This is a genomic window from Citrobacter sp. Marseille-Q5395, assembly GCF_947057495.1.
In the GTDB taxonomy this organism is placed as follows: Bacteria; Pseudomonadota; Gammaproteobacteria; order Enterobacterales; family Enterobacteriaceae; genus Citrobacter; species Citrobacter murliniae.
Genome location: NZ_CAMSEL010000006.1, coordinates 259,559 through 276,900, shown reverse-complemented (window position 1 = coordinate 276,900; position 17,342 = coordinate 259,559). Strand labels below are relative to the sequence as shown.

The window sequence follows — 17,342 nt, the reverse complement described above, 5'->3', positions numbered from 1 at the left end:
CGGAATCGGCATTCTACTCGCACATTTCGTGAAAATCCCCTGCAAATCGTATTGTTTCAAATGCGCAAAACTTTCATAACCTTCTCTGAATAACTAGAATAGCGGGCATTCACTTTTTCTACGAACCAGGACCCCATCCATGAGTAAGTCTGAAAACCTCTACAGCGCAGCACGCGAACTTATCCCCGGCGGCGTTAACTCCCCTGTTCGCGCCTTTACCGGCGTGGGTGGTACTCCGCTGTTTATCGAAAAAGCAGACGGCGCGTATCTGTATGACGTCGATGGTAAAGCCTACATTGATTATGTTGGTTCCTGGGGCCCGATGGTGCTGGGCCATAACCACCCGGCTATCCGCAATGCGGTGATTGAGGCTGCAGAACGTGGCCTGAGCTTTGGTGCGCCAACCGAGATGGAAGTGAAAATGGCGGCGCTGGTCACTGAACTCGTGCCAACCATGGACATGGTGCGCATGGTCAACTCCGGTACCGAAGCGACGATGAGCGCCATCCGTCTGGCGCGCGGCTTCACCGGACGCGATAAAATTATCAAATTTGAAGGATGCTATCACGGTCATGCCGACTGCCTGCTGGTAAAAGCCGGCTCCGGCGCACTGACGCTGGGCCAGCCGAACTCTCCGGGCGTTCCGGCAGATTTCGCTAAGCATACTCTGACCTGTACTTATAACGATCTCGCCTCTGTACGTGCAGCATTTGAACAGTATCCGCAAGACATTGCCTGCATTATCGTGGAGCCGGTCGCTGGCAACATGAACTGCATCCCGCCGCTGCCGGAATTCCTGCCTGGTCTGCGCGCGTTGTGCGATGCGTTTGGCGCGCTGTTGATTATCGATGAAGTAATGACCGGTTTCCGTGTCGCGTTAGCTGGCGCGCAGGATTACTACGGCGTCGTTCCGGATCTGACCTGTCTGGGCAAAATCATCGGTGGTGGTATGCCTGTTGGTGCATTCGGCGGTCGTCGCGATGTCATGGACGCGCTGGCACCAACCGGACCGGTTTATCAGGCTGGTACGCTGTCTGGTAATCCAATTGCCATGGCGGCAGGATTTGCCTGTCTGAATGAAGTCGCCCAGCCGGGTATTCATGAAACATTAGATGAACTCACCACCCATCTGGCAGAAGGTCTGCTGGAAGCCGCCCAGGAAGCGAATATTCCTCTGGTGGTTAACCATGTGGGCGGGATGTTCGGGATTTTCTTCACCGAAGCAGAAACCGTGACCTGCTATCAGGACGTAATGGCATGCGATGTCGAGCGCTTTAAGCGTTTCTTCCACATGATGCTGGATGAAGGGGTTTATCTCGCGCCATCAGCCTTTGAAGCTGGCTTTATGTCCGTCGCGCACAGCATGGAAGATATCAATAACACCATCGACGCCGCACGCCGGGTGTTCGGGAAGTTGTAAAAAGCAGCATCAGAGATCGTAAGCCGGGTAAGGCACTCCGCCACCCGGCTTTTTTGTTGCCGGATGGCGACGCAAAGTGCTTATCCAGCTTTGTATTACCGGCTCTGCTTACGTAGCAGCCAGATAAAGTATGGCGCACCAATAAACGTCGAGAGTAATCCCGCCGGGATCTGATACGGAAACAGCACCATTCTGCCGCACCAGTCCGCAAAGACCAACAGTACCCCACCCGCCAGCGCTGACATCACCATATGCGGCATGGTACGCCGAAAACCGAGCATACGCGCGATATGCGGCGCCATCAGCCCAACAAAGCTCAACGGTCCAATAGTCATGGTTGCCGTTGCGGTCAGTCCCGCGGCCAGCATCAGCAAACCGACACGTGACGGTGTCAACGCAATACCCACCGCCCGAGCCGTATCACCGCCCAGCGGTAAAATCGTCAGCCAGCGACGGCACAACGGCGTAATCGCCAGCAGAATCACCATCACGATCCCAGTACGTATTACCTGTTCAGGGTAAGCGTTATAGGTCGAGCCGGAGATCCAGGTCAGTATGCTCGCCATCCGCGGGTCGCCGCTGGCCTGTAGCATCATCAGCAACATAGTAAATGCGGTGCTAAGCGCCATCCCTGCCAGCAGCATTCGGTGAGGCGAAAAGCCCCCGCGCCCAGCGGCAATCATGATGATCAGCAACGTCACCGCTGCTCCGATACTCCCGGCTGGTAGCAGCCAACCGAAGGCATTTCCGGGCACCAGAAACAACATCAACACGACGCCAAACGCCGCACCGGAGCTGATACCCAATACTTCCGGGCTGGCCATGGGGTTACCGGTCAGGCGCTGAATAATACAGCCCGCTACCGCCAGCATAACACCCGCAATCAGTGCCGCCATAATTCGTGGCCAGCGCCAGGGCATCAGCTCATCCAGCATCACACCACTGGCCCAACTCCAGCCATGAGCATCGCGACCAAAAGAAAGCGCCACTACGACGGTCAACAACAATATTGCGCCCCCCACCAGGGCGAACATCAGCACGTTCTGACGTTCCGCAACAACGTGACTACTGGCATTCATATCCGGCGCGCTCATGCTGCGCAAACGCGGCAGCAGCCACAACAGCAGCGGTGCGCCAATCAGTGCGGTTACCGAGCCAGTAGAGACTTCCATCCATACGCGGGTCAGCCACAGAATAATTTGATCGGAAAGCCAGAGGATCAGAGCACCAATCAGCGGGGCCAGCATCAGGCGAGCCAGTAAGCGCCGGGCGCCGAGCATTTTTGCCAGAAGCGGCGCAAACAGACCAATAAAACCAATAATTCCGACTGCGTTAACCAGCAAAGCACTCAACACAATCGCCAGCGACAATGCGGCCAGACGCGCCAGCGATAGCGCCAGGCCAAGATTACGCGCTACACCGTCATCCAGCCCCATCAGCGTCATAGGACGTAATAACAGCAGGGTTAGCATCACGCCACCCAGCAGTTGCGGCCACAGTCGCTGCACCCCGTTCCAGTCAGTTTGCGTTAACGTTCCGCTGCTCCACAAAAACATGCTTTGCAGTTGATCGTGATGGAAAATAACCATCAGTTGGTTAATCGCGCCGCAGTACAGACTTACCACCAGACCTGCAAGGATCAATGTGACGGGCGAAAGACGTTTGCCCCAGGCGACACCAAACACCAGCGCTCCGACGATACATGCTCCTGCCAGCGCCGCAAATTGCGTGGTCAGCGCTCCGGGGAGCGCCCACAGTGTAGTGACAGTTATACCTAACTGTGCTCCGGTTGCCACGCCAAGCGTGGTCGGCTCTGCCAGCGGGTTACGCAATACCTGCTGAAACAAAACGCCAACCAGTCCCAGCCCGGCACCGACCAGTAACGCAATCGCCAGCCTCGGCAGCAAACTGAAATGGAAAACCATCTGTTCAATGATATCGATATCCGGCGACCAGATAGCCTGCAGCCACTGGCTGCGCGGCAGGGCAACAGAGAAGTTAACCCAGGTCAGCCAGCAGGCAGATACAAACAAGACTGTCAGTAAAAGTACCGGGAAAAGCGCAACACGTTTACTCACGCTTTGCCTCCCAGCGCATTATCCAGAATGCGCGCAAAGCGCATCGCCGACAGTGTTGCGCCATAGAACCAGACGGCAGGTACGCGCTGAAAACGTCCGGCGCGGACAAACGGCATTGCCTGCCACAACGGGGTGGACATCAGCGCATTCATCTCTTTATTGTTGCCATGATCAAAGCACAACACATCAACATCTTTATAGACCGCAAGCCGATCGATACCCACAGCAGTGCTACCCCAGAAGTTTGTTTCCCCCTGCCAGGCGTTACGGATCCCGTACTCGTCCAGCACTTCCTGAAACAGACAGTTAGGACCAAACACCAGCATATGGCGAGGATCCAGCAGGGTCATCAGCAGTAAAGGACGCTCTCCGCGCTGAATAAAGCGTGGTTTCAGGCTGTCAATAAAGCGATCATATTGCGCCAGATGACGTTCGGCAGCAGGTTCCAGATTCAGCAACTGCGCCATTTCCTGCAGCGACTGGCGGGCAACCGCCAGCGGCTTTTTGCCATCGCTGAAGTTAAATCCACGGCCAGGCGCAATACGTGCCAGTTTCTCGGGCGCAGGGCCATAGCCTGCCGACCAAACCATAAATGAGGGCTTCATTTCAGTCAGCAGTTCAAGATTGGGTTCAGTGCGTAACCCGACGTCAATCACCGAGTCCGGCAGAGCAGGTTCATTGACCCACAGCTTGTAGTTCGGAACATCTGCAACGCCATAGGGTGTAATACCCAGCGCCAGCAGCAGCTCAACCGGTAACCACTCCAGAGCCACAATGCGCTGCGGATCAACCGCCGCCGCACGCGCCTGATTCATCTGCCAGAGCAATGGTGACAACGCCATTGCCGTTAGCAAACGACGGCGGGTTATATGATGTAATGCGATCATTAATAGACAAAACTCACAGGTGCAGCACCAGCCGGATGCGGCAAAATACCCATCGGGATACCGTAGATCTGTTCCAGGGTTTCACTGCGCATCAGTTCAGCAGGCGTCCCCTGAGCGATCATTTCGCCACCTCTTAGCGCCACCAGATAGTCGCAGTAGCGGGCAGCCATATTGATATCATGCAGCACGGCGATCACCGTCAATCCACGTTGTTGGCTCAAGCGATGCACCAGCGCCAGCACATCAACCTGATGGGCGATATCCAACGCCGAAGTGGGTTCATCGAGCAGCAGGCAACGGCTGTCCTGCGCCACCAGCATGGCGATCCACGCACGTTGACGCTCGCCGCCGGACAAACTATCAACCAGACGATGTGCCAGTGGCTTTAACCCTACCAGCGTTATCGCCTCTTCCACTTTTTCTCTGTCAGCTACACCAAAACGTCCCAGCGCACCGTGCCACGGGTAGCGACCAATCGCCACCAGTTCACGCACTGTCATCCCTTCCGCCTGCGGCAACTGCTGCGGTAACCAGGCAACCTTGCGGGCAAATGCTTTACTCTTCCAGCTATCAACGGGCTGTCCATCCAAAAAAATATCGCCTTCAGAAGGCGGCTGATGGCGAGCTAACATCTTTAATAACGTGGATTTACCGGAGCCGTTATGGCCGATAAGACCGGTCACTTTCCCCACGGGAAAGGTTAACGAGAGAGGATGCAAAAGCGTGCGACCAGGTACACGAAAGGAGACATGACTTAGCGCAAAAGTGGTGTCGGGATGGGATCTGTTTTCCTGCATAGCGGCCAACTTGTAAAACGGGCACGCAAAGCGTGCCCAAAGAGAAATTAGAAACGGAAGGTTGCTGTTGCAACGACCTGACGTTCCGCGCCCCAGAAGCAGCCATAGGTATTGAAGCAACTGGCGACGTATTCACGGTCAAACAAGTTGTTCACATGCAGCGCCACGTTGGAGCCCGCCATACCAACGCGGGCCAGATCGTAACGTACCAACGCATCCACCAGCGTATAGCTCCCCACTTTGAAGGAGTTTGCCGGGTCGCCATAGCTGGAACCAGTATAACGAACGCCAGTACCCAACGTCAGCCCGGAAAGCGCACCATCATAGAGGGTATAATCGCCCCACAGTGATGCCATGTGTTTTGGCACCTGAGCAGGCGTATTGCCTTTGTAGGTGGTGTCAGTAGTGTATTCCGCATCGGTGTAGGTATAAGAGCCGACAACGTTAACGCTGGCAGACAGTGCCGCTTTCGCTTCGATTTCCACACCGCGAGAACGAATTTCACCGCCTTCAACTGAGAAGAACGATGTGCCTGTCGGGTCAGCCATCAGGTTGTTGGTTTTGGTCAACTGATAGACAGCACCGGTGATCACGATCGGACGATCGCTCGGAACATATTTCACGCCCGCTTCGTACTGCTTACCTTTGGACGGTGCGAAAATATTCCCACTAGCCCCCGTCTGGGAAGCCGGTTCAAACGACTCGCTGTAGCTGAAATACGGGGTTACGCCGTTGTCGAAAAGATAGTTAACACCGCCACGCCAGGTGAACTGCTTATCATCGCGGGAATCCGTAACGCCAGAAACACGGTTCAGAGAGTCCTGTTTAGCCCAGTCGTAACGACCGCCCAGAGTAACCAGCACCTTATCCCACTGCATCTGATCCTGCGCATACAAGCCAGTCTGTTTCTGTTTGTTCAGCACTTTGTAAGGACCAGAAGGGCCTGGGTGTGAGCCAAAATCAAAGTCGCTGCGGTCAAGGTTATAGATATCGGACGGTGCAACAGAACCGGCATAACCAAACCATGAGTCGATATCGTTACGCATGCGCATAAAATCAACGCCGGTCAGCAGGGTATGATCCACATCGGCAGTCGCGAACTTGCTTTGCAGCTGAGTATCAACAGCGAAGTTCTGCAATTTCTCATTATCGATAACGTACTGACGAGTCAGCGTGTGATCCCAATCGGACTGAGGAACGCTGGCGCAAGGACTTTTAGCCGGATCCTTGGTATAGAGCGGATCGGAACACATACCGTAGCCATATACGCTGTTTTGCGAAACTTTGTTTTGCGCATAGCGCAAATTCTGACGCACGGTAAAAGTGTCGTTAAATTCGTGATCGAAGCTGTAGCCTACCATCTTCTCGTTACGAGAATAGGTATTGTTGCCCGCACCTTCATTGAAATCAGTAGGGAGACGTGTGCCGTTTGGCAGCTTCGTTACCGTCCCCTCTTTTGGCAGCCAGCCGTAATAACCGGTCTCTGGCTCATTCTGGAAATAAGAGAGGAAAGTGAAGTTCGTTTTATCGTCCGGACGCCAGCTGAAAGAAGGCGCAATGGCATACCGTTGCTCTTCCGCACCTTGCTGCTGTGCATTAGCGGAGCGAGCAAGGCCCGTTAAGCGATAAGAATACACACCGTCATCATCCAGCGCATCGCTGAAGTCAAAACCGGTCTGGAACAGGCTGTCAGTGCCCATTTTGAACTGAACTTCTTTCAACGGTTCCGTCGTCGGGCGCTTGCTGACCATGTTCAACAAGCCGCCAGGGTTACTCTTTCCGTAAAGAACGGAAACCGGGCCGCGCATAACCTCAGCGCGCTCCAGCATATAGGGATCGATTACCGCGTCGTTATAGAAGTTGCCCTGCATTTTCAGGCCGTTCAGATAGTTATTCTGGCTTTGGCCGTCAGCGGCGAATCCGCGAATGATCAGGTAATCATAGGTATTAGATGCACCACGAGTTCCCACAGCGACACCAGGAGTGTAGCTGAGCGCTTCTTTTACGGATTTAGGCTGATGTAACGCCATCTCTTCGGCTGTCACAACGGAGATAGACTGCGGCACCTTTTGAATCGGAGTGTCTGTTTTTGTCGCCGTGGCAGATTGTCTTGCCGCGATGGTTGCCGCGGGGCCCCATGCGCTTTCTTGTGCGGCAGGTGCTGCGGTTACGGTGATTGTTTCTTCTTTCGGTTGAACCGCCGCCTGTGCATACACAGACATGCCGCTAACCGCTGTGGCTACTACAACTGCGATTTTACGCAGCGAAGAGTTTGGCTGAGCAGTTTTAAGACGCGCCATTGGTATATCTCTGATGAAAGTGAATGATAACGTAAACGAGAATTATTATTATAACGGCAGCATAATATTCGAAACTCTGGCGGGATAGCAAGCAATACACATCCCTACTAAAACTGAGGGGTTAAGAAATAACCAGATGAAAAGAAAGGGTTAATAAATTACGCTGAAATGTTGTTTGCCTCAATCCAGACGTGGGCAAAGAAAAACCCGCCGAAGCGGGTTTTAGGGGGTATTAGTTGCTACCAAACATATCTTTTATCCAACCTGCGACACCGTCGCCATCTTTCTTCTCCTGCTGCGGCGGTTGTTGTTGCTGCTGCTGTTGGGGTTGTTGCTGCGGCTGCGTTGACTGATCAAACGGATTGCCTGACTGCTGCTGCATCTCACCTTGCTGACACAATGAATCAGGATCGCTTGTCCACACCGGAAGCGTACGCATCCCGCCGCTACAAACGAAGTTACCGTCGTAATCCACGCCCATATCAACAATATCTTCCGGCGGCGTCAGCGTCAGTGGCGTCGGTGTCTGGTTAGCCAGATAGCGCTGGTAAATCGACATCGCTCCGCTCGCGCCGTACAGCTTGGTTGGTTGGTTATTATCACGCCCCACCCAGGTAATGGTCACCTGACTGCCGTCAATACCCGCGAACCAGGTATCAACGTTGTTGTTAGTGGTCCCGGTTTTACCTGCCAGATGCAGCCCAGGATACTTGGCGCCCAGCTGACGACCGGTACCGCGCTGTACAACCTGTTGCATCGTCCACAACGTCATGTACGCCGCCTGTGCCGGAACGGCTCGTTCGGCCTGTGGGAAGCTCTGATACAGCACCGTGCCATCTTCGGCGATCACCGAACGCAGTGCTGATAACGGCGCGCGGTTACCACCGCTGGCGATAGTCTGGAACGCCTGCGCCACTTCGATTGGCGTAAGGTTCAGTGCTCCCAACAGCATAGCCGGAACCGGATTCAGTTGATCTTTCGGTGCACCCAGTTTTATCCATGTATCGGTCACGGCTGGCAGACCCAGCGCCATCCCCAGATTTACCGTCGGTACGTTCATGGAACGCGTTAACGCATCCACCAGCATCACTCTGCCACTTTCGCTGTAGCGACGGTCATCGTTCTGCGGAGACCAGACCTGCCCGTTAGGCTGACGCAACGCAATCGGCGCATCGGCAATCCAGGTATTCAGACGGTACAGCTTCGGCTGACTCAGTGCGGTCAGATAGGTCGCCGGTTTCGCCAGAGAACCAATCGAGCGGCGTGCCTGCATGGCACGGTTATAGCCTGCAAACTGTGGCTCCGCCCCACCAACCATCGCACGAACTTCCCCACTAAAGCGATCCACAACCACAATCGCGGTTTCCAGATCGCTCAGCTTACGCTGTTTCTTCAGCACCGGAATGCCTTCAACCGCTGCTTTTTCTGCCGCATCCTGCGCCACAGAATCAAAAGTGGTGAAGATCTTCACGCCGGAGAGGTCTTTAACTTTATCACCCAGCTTCGCCTGCAGTTCCTGACGTACCATCTGCATAAACGCTGGCTGCGGTGAAATCACCCCGCCACGTGGTTGTACGCCTAACGGACGCGCACTCAGCATGTCATACAGATCCTGGTCAATAATCTGCTGCTGTTGCAGCAGACGCAGCACCAGGTTACGGCGCTCCAGCGCCAGTTTCGGGTTACGCCACGGATTGTAGATAGACGCCCCTTTAACCATCCCCACCAGTAGCGCCTGCTGATCAAGGCTCAGTTCTTCAACCGGACGCCCAAAATAATAAAGACTCGCCAGCGGGAAACCACGGATCTCGTTGTCGCCGCTCTGACCGAGGTACACCTCGTTCATATACAGCTCAAGAATGCGGTCTTTGCTGTAGCGCGCATCCATGATCAGCGCCATATAGGCTTCGTTAGCCTTACGCCAGTACGAACGCTCGCTGGAGAGGAACAGGTTTTTCACCAACTGCTGAGTCAGCGTACTCGCCCCTTGCACAGTACGGCCTGCCGTCAGGTTAGCCAGTACCGCACGCCCAATGGAGTACAAACTGATGCCGTCATGCTCATAGAAATGGCGGTCTTCGGTCGCCAGCAGTGTATCAACCAGCAGATCAGGGAAGCCACTGCGGGGAACGAACAAGCGCTGCTCACCGTTTGGCGAAGAGAGCATGGTAATCAGACGCGGATCCAGACGGAAGAAACCGAACTGGCGGTTGTTGTCCAGATTCTCGATAGTGTCCAGATGATCGCCATCAAAGGTCAGACGCGCACGCACCTGGCCTTCTTTACTGTCCGGGAAGTCAAACGGACGACGGATCATCTCAATGCTGTTCGCCTGTACGGTAAATTCGCCAGGACGCGTCATCTTCGTCACCTGACGATACTGCGTGGCCTCCAGCAGTTTCACCATCTCTTTTTTACCGATGGGCATTTCTGGCTCAAGGTTAACCATACGGCCATACACCGCCGCAGGAAGCTGCCAGACTTTGCCATCAATACGGCTACGGATTTTTTGATCCAGGTAGACGCCGTAAATGGCAATCAGCACCAAAAAGACAATCGAGAGTTTTAGCAGCAGCCAGAACCAGCCGCGCTTACCACGAGGCTTACGCCCTTTGCCTTTACCTTTGCGCGGCATCGGTTCTTCATCCTCATAGTCATCATCATAATCGTCGTCATACTCGTCATCTCTGAGTTGACGACGGCTCACCTTTTGTTTCATCGGACGCGATGGTTTCCCTTTACGTCCAATTGGCTCGCGGTCATTCCCCGCCATGCTTTTTCTCCGCAACATTCAGGCGCAAAGGCCCGATTCTCTGTTCTTCCGTCAGGCGACAGAAGAAGAAATCTCTCAATTTTTACCGCTCTTTCGCCAGAGACGGTGTCAAACGCCTTAATCAACCTACGGATCGCCGTACAGTGTAGGCCTGAAAGCAGCGCACCATCAGGCAGAATACTTCTTGGTGCGCCGTGTTGGCGCGGTATTCGCCGGATCGTCCGGCCAGACATGCCTGGGATAACGCCCTTTCATCTCTTTTTGCACTTCGCGATAAGCCCCCTGCCAGAACGCGCTCAAATCACGGGTGATTTGTAGTGGGCGTTGGGCCGGAGACAATAACTCGAGCACCAATGGAACACGCCCCTGCGCGATGGTAGGGGTCTTCGCTTCGCCAAACATTTCCTGCATTCTAACCGCTAATGCCGGCGGGTTATCCTCGTGATAACGAATGGCTATCCGGCTGCCCGTCGGCACAGTGTAATGCGCAGGCAGCTCACTATCCAGACGTTGCAGCATTGACCAGTCCAGTAGCCCACGCAAAGCCTGCCCCACATTTAACGCTTTGAGAGCACGTAAAGAGTGCACACCTTGCATATGCGGCAACAACCAACTCTCCAGCGTCGCCAGCAAAGATGCATCATCCACTGCTGGCCAGTTGTACTCAGGCAACCAATTTGCCGCACATTGCAGACGCAGCCGGAACTGTTCCGCTTCCGGGGTCCAGTTGAGCACACTCAGGCCTTTATCGCGAATACCATTCAGCATCGCCTGATGCAGTTCCTCTTCCGAGGGTTTTGCCAGTGGCTGAACTTTCACCGTCAGTTGACCAATACTCGTTCGGCGCCATGCCTTCAACGTTCCCTGATTTTCATCCCATTCGATGGTGTCTGACTGTTGCAACAGCTCAGGACTTGTTTGCAGCAGCGTATCAATATCCAACGGCAGAGCGAGCAGAATACGCGCATCAGGCGAAGCACTGCCCTGTAGCAACAGAGGCGCGATTAGCCATTCATGCCGCCCTGATGCATCGTCGGCATCAAGCATTGCCCCCATTCCGTTAGCCAACTGATATCGCCCTTCCTGGCCACGACGCCGCGCAATGCGATCGGCGAATGCTTTTGCCAGTAAAGGCGCGATTAGCTCACTGTCGGGCTGACCACTCTGCACATTAAGCCGCTTCAGCAATTGCTGACTACGCTGCTGCCAGCCTGGCTGGTTACGCGAAAAATGTACGGTCAAATCGGTATGTCCACCGCGCGGCGGCTCTTCCAGAATCGCCGCCAGCTTTGCCGCTGTAACCGCTTCGTTTTCATTTGTCGCGCCGATGAGCATTGCAGCCAGACGGGGATCGTTACCCAGCGCAGCCATCTTCTGCCCGGCAGCGTTCAAGCGCTCACCATCCATGGCTTGCAACATCTGTAATAATCGTCTTGCCGCCTGCATATTTACAACAGGCGGCATATCCAGCCAGTTCAGTTGCGCAGGGTCGGTGCATCCCCATTGCAGCAGTTCCATCAGCAAACCGGATAGATCGCTCTGTAAAATCTCTGGCTCACTCTGTGCTGCCGCCCTTTCTGCCTGCTCTTTGGCAAGCAGGTGCAGACAAATCCCCGGTTCCAGACGTCCTGCGCGACCTGCTCGCTGTGTCATAGAGGCCTGGCTAATGCGCTGGGTAATCAGCCTCGTCAAACCGGTGCGGGCATCATAGCGCGCTACGCGCTCCTGCGCGCAGTCCACCACCAGACGAATGCCCTCAATGGTTAAGCTGGTTTCGGCAATGTTCGTTGCCAGCACCACTTTGCGCTTACCTTGTGGCGCGGGCAAAATCGCCTGGCGCTGCTCGGTCAGCGATAACGCGCCATATAACGGGCATAACAGAACATCGCTACCCACACGTGAAGCCAGTTGCTCCTGCACGCGTTGGATCTCCCCAACCCCCGGTAAAAAGAGCAGCAGAGAGCCGCTTTCATTACGCAGTAGCTCCGCAGTAGCAATAGCCACCGCCTCATCAAAACGCAGATGCGCAGCCAGCGGCTGATAGCGCCGCTCAACGGGGAATGCGCGGCCTTCAGAAATAATCGTCGGGGCAGCGGGCAATAACTGTTGCAGGCGGCCGTTATCCAGTGTGGCCGACATGATCAGCAGTTTTAAGTCATCTCGTAATCCTTGTTGCACATCCAACAGCAGCGCCAGTGCAAGGTCTGCCTGTAAGCTGCGCTCGTGAAATTCATCGAGGATCACCAGCCCAACGCCATTCAGCTCGGGATCGCGTTGGATCATTCGCGTTAGCACCCCTTCCGTCACCACTTCGAGCCGGGTCCGTGGCCCGACACAGCTTTGGGCGCGCATACGGTAACCTACTGTCTCACCGGGCTTTTCATTCAGTAATTCAGCCAGGCGCTGCGCCACATTGCGAGCGGCCAGACGTCGCGGTTCCAACAGAACAATCCGCCCCTGGATTCCCTTGTGCGTAAGAAACTGCAACGGCAGCCAGGTTGATTTCCCGGCACCGGTCGGCGCGGTCAACAGAACCTGTGGTGAAGCATCAAGGGCATTAAGCAGTTCAGGCACAACGGCAGCAACGGGCAACGACGTCACAAATGACTCCAGAGGGTTAACATTCTTCGCGCTGCATTGTAGCATCGCGTTAATTCATAACCGAGTATCCATCATGTCTGAGCCAAAAAGGCTGTTCTTTGCCATTGAATTACCAGCCGAGGTTCGGGAGCAACTTATCCACTGGCGGGCGGCACAGTTTCCGCCAGAGGCGGGGCGTCCAGTCGCTTCTGACAATCTGCACCTGACGCTGGCATTTTTAGGCGATATCAGCGCAGAGAAACAGCAGGCACTGTCACAACTGGCAGGGCGTATTCGCCAGCCAGGCTTTACGTTAAAACTGGATGACGCCGGGCAATGGTTGCGATCAAGGGTAATATGGCTTGGCATGCGTCAACCACCGCGCGGGTTGCTGCAACTGGCGAATATGCTGCGGTCACAGGCCGCACGCAGCGGGTGTTACCAAAGTCCGCAGCCATTTCATCCACATATCACGCTGCTGCGCGATGCCAGTCATGCTGTCACTATCCCGCCGCCAGGTTTTTGCTGGTCGTTTCCGGTAACGGAGTTTGCCCTTTACGCCTCTTCATTTGAACGAGGTCGCACGCGCTACACGCCATTACAACGCTGGACGCTTGCAGAATAATTAAGGATAACCCATGCAGTTTTCTCCCCCACTTCAGCGCGCTACGTTAATTCAGCGCTACAAGCGTTTTTTAGCGGATGTGATCACACCTGATGGCACAACGATAACGCTACACTGCCCAAATACCGGTGCCATGACAGGATGTGCAACCCCCGGAGATACCGTCTGGTATTCGACGTCAGAAAATACTAAACGGAAATATCCGCACACCTGGGAATTAACACAAAGCCAATCTGGTGCTTTTATTTGTGTTAACACGCTATGGGCTAACAGATTAACGAAAGAGGCTATTCAGAATTCGCTAATTTCAGAACTTTCAAACTACAATACGTTGAAAAGTGAAGTAAAATATGGTGCCGAAGGTAGCCGCATTGATTTTTTGTTACAGGCAGATTTCCGCCCTGACTGCTATATTGAAGTGAAATCAGTCACGTTGGCGGAGAATGAGCAAGGTTATTTTCCCGATGCCATTACTGAACGAGGTCAGAAACATCTTCGGGAATTGATGAGCGTAGCGGCTGAAGGCAAGCGAGCGGTGATATTTTTCGCCGTTCTGCATTCAGCAATTACACGGTTTTCACCCGCGCGGCATATTGATGCAAAATATGCGCAATTATTAGCCGAAGCGCAGCTTAAGGGGGTAGAAATTCTGGTTTATAAAGCGGAACTTTCTGCCCACGGTATGACTCTTAAAGAGCCATTGCCCATTACTTTGTAATGGTGCGAAAAACGGGTTAATTAGTATTCTGGCCGCGTGCGCAAATACGCTTTTCCTCACAGGGTTGTCAAGTGTTACGTTTAGATAATTGCTATCCGGAAAAGCATCTGCTATTTATAGCGACCTGATTTTTCCCCCGAACATGGGGATCGATAGTGCGTGTTAAGGAGAAGCAACATGCAAGAAGGGCAAAACCGTAAAACATCGTCCCTGAGTATTCTCGCCATCGCTGGGGTGGAGCCTTACCAGGAGAAACCGGGCGAAGAGTATATGAACGAAGCCCAGCTGTCGCACTTCAGGCGTATTCTTGAAGCATGGCGTAATCAACTCAGGGATGAAGTCGATCGCACTGTGACTCATATGCAGGACGAAGCGGCTAACTTCCCTGATCCGGTTGACCGTGCCGCACAGGAAGAAGAGTTCAGCCTTGAGCTACGTAACCGTGACCGTGAGCGCAAACTGATCAAAAAGATCGAGAAGACGCTGAAGAAAGTAGAAGACGAAGATTTCGGCTACTGCGAATCGTGCGGTGTGGAAATTGGTATTCGCCGTCTGGAAGCTCGCCCGACAGCCGATCTGTGCATCGACTGTAAAACGCTGGCAGAAATTCGCGAAAAACAGATGGCGGGTTAATCCCGTAAACTGTTGAATGCCGGATGGCGTTACGCTTATCCGGACTACGGAACACCTCTATTTCGTAGGCCGGATCAAGTGTTTGCGTCGCCATCTGGCAATACCTGGGCGGGAGCATCTCCCGCCTTATTCTTTTATGTTATCCACCGACATGACTGACAAACGCTATATTGGCCGTTTCGCCCCTTCCCCTTCCGGTGAACTCCATTTTGGTTCGCTGATTGCCGCCCTCGGGAGTTACCTACAGGCCCGTGCGCAACACGGAATCTGGCGGGTGCGTATTGAAGATATTGATCCTCCTCGTGAAGTTCCCGGTGCTGCAGAAACTATCCTGCGTCAGCTGGAACATTACGGCCTGCACTGGGACGGCGACATATTATGGCAATCCCAACGCCACGACGCTTACCGCGAGGCGCTTGCCTGGTTGTATAAGCAGGATCTGAGCTATTACTGCACCTGTACTCGCGCCCGGATCCAGAGCATCGGCGGTATTTACGACGGCCATTGTCGCGAGTTGCGCCACGGACCAGAACGGGCAGCGATACGTATCAAGCAACGACATCCCGTCATGCAGTTTAACGACAGGCTGCGCGGCAAGATTCAGGCCGACCCTGAACTTGCAAGGGAAGACTTTATCATTCACCGACGCGACGGGCTGTTTGCTTATAATCTTGCTGTGGTGGTCGATGATCATTTTCAGGGCGTTACGGAGATTGTACGTGGCGCGGATCTCATTGAACCGACTGTGCGCCAAATTTCGCTGTATCAACAGTTCGGCTGGCATGCACCTGACTATATTCATCTGCCGCTGGCGCTCAACGAACAAGGCGCTAAACTGTCCAAGCAGAATCATGCGCCAGCCCTGCCACAAGGCGATCCGCGCCCGGTTCTCATCAGCGCATTGCGCTTTCTCGGCCAGAGCACAGCGATACCGTGGCAAGAGTTCAGCGTAGAGGAATTGTTGCGAGTCGCGGTGGAAAACTGGCAGCTTGAGGCGGTACCTGAATCGGGTATTGTAAATCCGGCATTCTCAAATGACTCATGCTGAGCTATGATTAGCCGCTATTTTTACACAGCAACACTTGTTCTGACTGAAGTTTGACACTACCGAGGTGCACTATTTTTACCCGAGTCGCTAATTTTTGCCGCAAGGTGCTAAGCCGCGAGGAGCGCGAGGCAGAGCTTGCCGTCGCCCGTCCCCATATGACGGTAATCCCGCGTGAGCAGCACTCAATCTCCCGCAAAGATATCAGTGAAAATGCCCTGAAGGTAATGTACAGGCTCAATAAGGCCGGCTACGAGGCATGGCTGGTTGGCGGGGGTGTGCGCGATCTTTTGCTGGGCAAAAAGCCGAAAGACTTTGATGTCACCACCAACGCGACACCGGATCAGGTACGGAAACTGTTTCGTAACTGCCGTCTTGTTGGCCGTCGTTTCCGTCTGGCCCATGTAATGTTCGGCCCGGAAATTATCGAAGTGGCAACTTTTCGCGGACATCATGAAGGCAGCGAAGCCGATCGTGCGACATCTCAGCGCGGACAAAACGGTATGCTACTGCGCGATAACATCTTCGGTTCTATCGAAGAAGATGCTCAACGCCGCGATTTCACGATCAACAGCCTCTATTATAGCGTTGCTGATTTCACCGTTCGCGACTACGTTGGCGGTATGCAGGATCTGGAAGATGGCGTCATTCGCCTGATTGGTAATCCGGAAACGCGTTATCGTGAAGATCCCGTGCGCATGCTGCGCGCTGTCCGCTTTGCAGCAAAACTCGACATGCGCATCAGCCCGGAAACTGCAGAGCCGATCCCGCGTCTGGCTACGTTGCTTAACGATATCCCGCCTGCGCGCCTGTTTGAAGAAGCCCTCAAGCTATTACAGGCGGGCTACGGCTATGAAACCTATAAAAAGCTGCGTGAGTACAGCCTGTTCCAGCCGCTGTTCCCGACCATTACCCGCTATTTCACCGAAGACGGTGACAGCGCAATGGAACGCATCATTGCCCAGGTTCTGAAGAATACCGATACCCGCATTCACAACGATATGCGTGTTAACCCGGCATTCTTGTTCGCCGCCATGTTCTGGTATCCGTTACTGGAAACGGCACAGAAAATTGCCCAGGAAAGCGGTCTGGCCTACTACGATGCCTTCGCACTGGCGATGAACGATGTCCTGGACGAAGCGTGCCGCTCACTGGCAATTCCAAAACGCCTGACGTCGCTAACCCGCGATATCTGGCAGCTTCAGTTACGCATGTCCCGCCGCCAGGGTAAACGCGCCTGGAAACTGATGGAGCATCCGAAATTCCGCGCAGCCTACGATTTACTGGCCCTGCGTGCCGAAGTGGAAAACAACGCCGAACTGCAACGTCTGGCGCAGTGGTGGGGTGAGTTCCAGGTTTCGGCTCCGCCAGAGCAAAAAGGCATGCTGAACGAACTTGATGAAGAACCAGATACCCGCCGCCGTCATCGTCGCCCGCGTAAACGCGCCCCACGCCGCGAGGGAACCGCGTGACCAATCGCGTATAC

Annotated in this window: 12 protein-coding genes; 6 read left to right on the top strand and 6 right to left on the bottom strand. The window is 54.2% G+C overall.

Translation table 11 applies throughout. The annotated features are described in order from the left end of the window. The first annotated feature begins 139 nt into the window (after positions 1 to 139). Positions 140 to 1,420, top strand: coding sequence for a glutamate-1-semialdehyde 2,1-aminomutase (gene hemL / locus OH663_RS09485; RefSeq protein WP_200011487.1), 1,281 nt, complete (start codon positions 140 to 142; stop codon positions 1,418 to 1,420). A gap of 95 nt (positions 1,421 to 1,515) precedes the next feature. Here hemL and fhuB read toward each other — a convergent pair whose 3' ends face one another. From fhuB to hrpB, 6 genes are all read right to left on the bottom strand, one after another. Continuing rightward, positions 1,516 to 3,498, bottom strand: a complete 1,983-nt coding sequence (gene fhuB, locus OH663_RS09480) for a Fe(3+)-hydroxamate ABC transporter permease FhuB (RefSeq protein WP_200011485.1) — start codon at positions 3,496 to 3,498, stop codon at positions 1,516 to 1,518. Next, entirely contained in the window at positions 3,495 to 4,385 is an 891-nt protein-coding gene (gene fhuD / locus OH663_RS09475) for a Fe(3+)-hydroxamate ABC transporter substrate-binding protein FhuD (protein ID WP_200011484.1), read from the bottom strand. Before fhuD ends, fhuB begins: the two co-directional genes overlap by 4 nt. Continuing rightward, positions 4,385 to 5,182, bottom strand: coding sequence for a Fe3+-hydroxamate ABC transporter ATP-binding protein FhuC (gene fhuC / locus OH663_RS09470; RefSeq protein WP_045439935.1), 798 nt, complete (start codon positions 5,180 to 5,182; stop codon positions 4,385 to 4,387). Before fhuC ends, fhuD begins: the two co-directional genes overlap by 1 nt. A gap of 47 nt (positions 5,183 to 5,229) precedes the next feature. Further along, the gene (gene fhuA, locus OH663_RS09465) at positions 5,230 to 7,482 is read right to left on the bottom strand and encodes a ferrichrome porin FhuA (protein ID WP_045439933.1); all 2,253 of its coding nucleotides are present in this window, start codon (positions 7,480 to 7,482) and stop codon (positions 5,230 to 5,232) included. Positions 7,483 to 7,714: 232 nt separating this feature from the next. Beyond that, positions 7,715 to 10,255, bottom strand: a complete 2,541-nt coding sequence (mrcB, locus tag OH663_RS09460; RefSeq protein ID WP_200011482.1) for a bifunctional glycosyl transferase/transpeptidase — start codon at positions 10,253 to 10,255, stop codon at positions 7,715 to 7,717. Positions 10,256 to 10,423: 168 nt separating this feature from the next. Further along, positions 10,424 to 12,856 (bottom strand): ATP-dependent helicase HrpB, encoded by a 2,433-nt coding sequence (gene hrpB, locus OH663_RS09455; RefSeq protein ID WP_200011477.1) that lies wholly within the window; start codon positions 12,854 to 12,856, stop codon positions 10,424 to 10,426. Positions 12,857 to 12,929: 73 nt separating this feature from the next. Here hrpB and thpR point away from each other — a divergent pair, with 73 nt between their 5' ends. From thpR to pcnB, 5 genes are all read left to right on the top strand, one after another. Continuing rightward, positions 12,930 to 13,460, top strand: a complete 531-nt coding sequence (thpR, locus tag OH663_RS09450; RefSeq protein WP_048222036.1) for an RNA 2',3'-cyclic phosphodiesterase — start codon at positions 12,930 to 12,932, stop codon at positions 13,458 to 13,460. A 13-nt stretch (positions 13,461 to 13,473) separates the two neighbouring features. Beyond that, positions 13,474 to 14,178 (top strand): DNA/RNA nuclease SfsA, encoded by a 705-nt coding sequence (gene sfsA / locus OH663_RS09445; protein ID WP_045439921.1) that lies wholly within the window; start codon positions 13,474 to 13,476, stop codon positions 14,176 to 14,178. A gap of 177 nt (positions 14,179 to 14,355) precedes the next feature. After that, the gene (gene dksA, locus OH663_RS09440) at positions 14,356 to 14,811 is read left to right on the top strand and encodes an RNA polymerase-binding protein DksA (protein WP_003829221.1); all 456 of its coding nucleotides are present in this window, start codon (positions 14,356 to 14,358) and stop codon (positions 14,809 to 14,811) included. Between the two features lie 151 nt (positions 14,812 to 14,962). Continuing rightward, on the top strand, positions 14,963 to 15,859 hold the full coding sequence (gene gluQRS / locus OH663_RS09435; protein WP_200011476.1) for a tRNA glutamyl-Q(34) synthetase GluQRS: 897 nt from the start codon (positions 14,963 to 14,965) through the stop codon (positions 15,857 to 15,859). A 71-nt stretch (positions 15,860 to 15,930) separates the two neighbouring features. Then, positions 15,931 to 17,328 carry a polynucleotide adenylyltransferase PcnB gene (pcnB, locus tag OH663_RS09430; protein WP_205689181.1) on the top strand — a complete coding sequence of 466 codons (1,398 nt, stop codon included), beginning with the start codon at positions 15,931 to 15,933 and terminating at the stop codon, positions 17,326 to 17,328. Positions 17,329 to 17,342 lie beyond the last annotated feature (14 nt).

What these genes read in the sequence shown, in the direction of transcription:
- gluQRS (WP_200011476.1), top strand. Translation starts at nt 14,963, where the DNA reads ATGACTGACAAACGCTATATTGGCCGTTTCGCCCCTTCCCCTTCCGGT.
- mrcB (WP_200011482.1), bottom strand. Translation starts at nt 10,255, where the DNA reads ATGGCGGGGAATGACCGCGAGCCAATTGGACGTAAAGGGAAACCATCG.
- fhuA (WP_045439933.1), bottom strand. Translation starts at nt 7,482, where the DNA reads ATGGCGCGTCTTAAAACTGCTCAGCCAAACTCTTCGCTGCGTAAAATC.
- hemL (WP_200011487.1), top strand. Translation starts at nt 140, where the DNA reads ATGAGTAAGTCTGAAAACCTCTACAGCGCAGCACGCGAACTTATCCCC.
- dksA (WP_003829221.1), top strand. Translation starts at nt 14,356, where the DNA reads ATGCAAGAAGGGCAAAACCGTAAAACATCGTCCCTGAGTATTCTCGCC.
- sfsA (WP_045439921.1), top strand. Translation starts at nt 13,474, where the DNA reads ATGCAGTTTTCTCCCCCACTTCAGCGCGCTACGTTAATTCAGCGCTAC.
- thpR (WP_048222036.1), top strand. Translation starts at nt 12,930, where the DNA reads ATGTCTGAGCCAAAAAGGCTGTTCTTTGCCATTGAATTACCAGCCGAG.
- fhuD (WP_200011484.1), bottom strand. Translation starts at nt 4,385, where the DNA reads ATGATCGCATTACATCATATAACCCGCCGTCGTTTGCTAACGGCAATG.
- fhuC (WP_045439935.1), bottom strand. Translation starts at nt 5,182, where the DNA reads ATGCAGGAAAACAGATCCCATCCCGACACCACTTTTGCGCTAAGTCAT.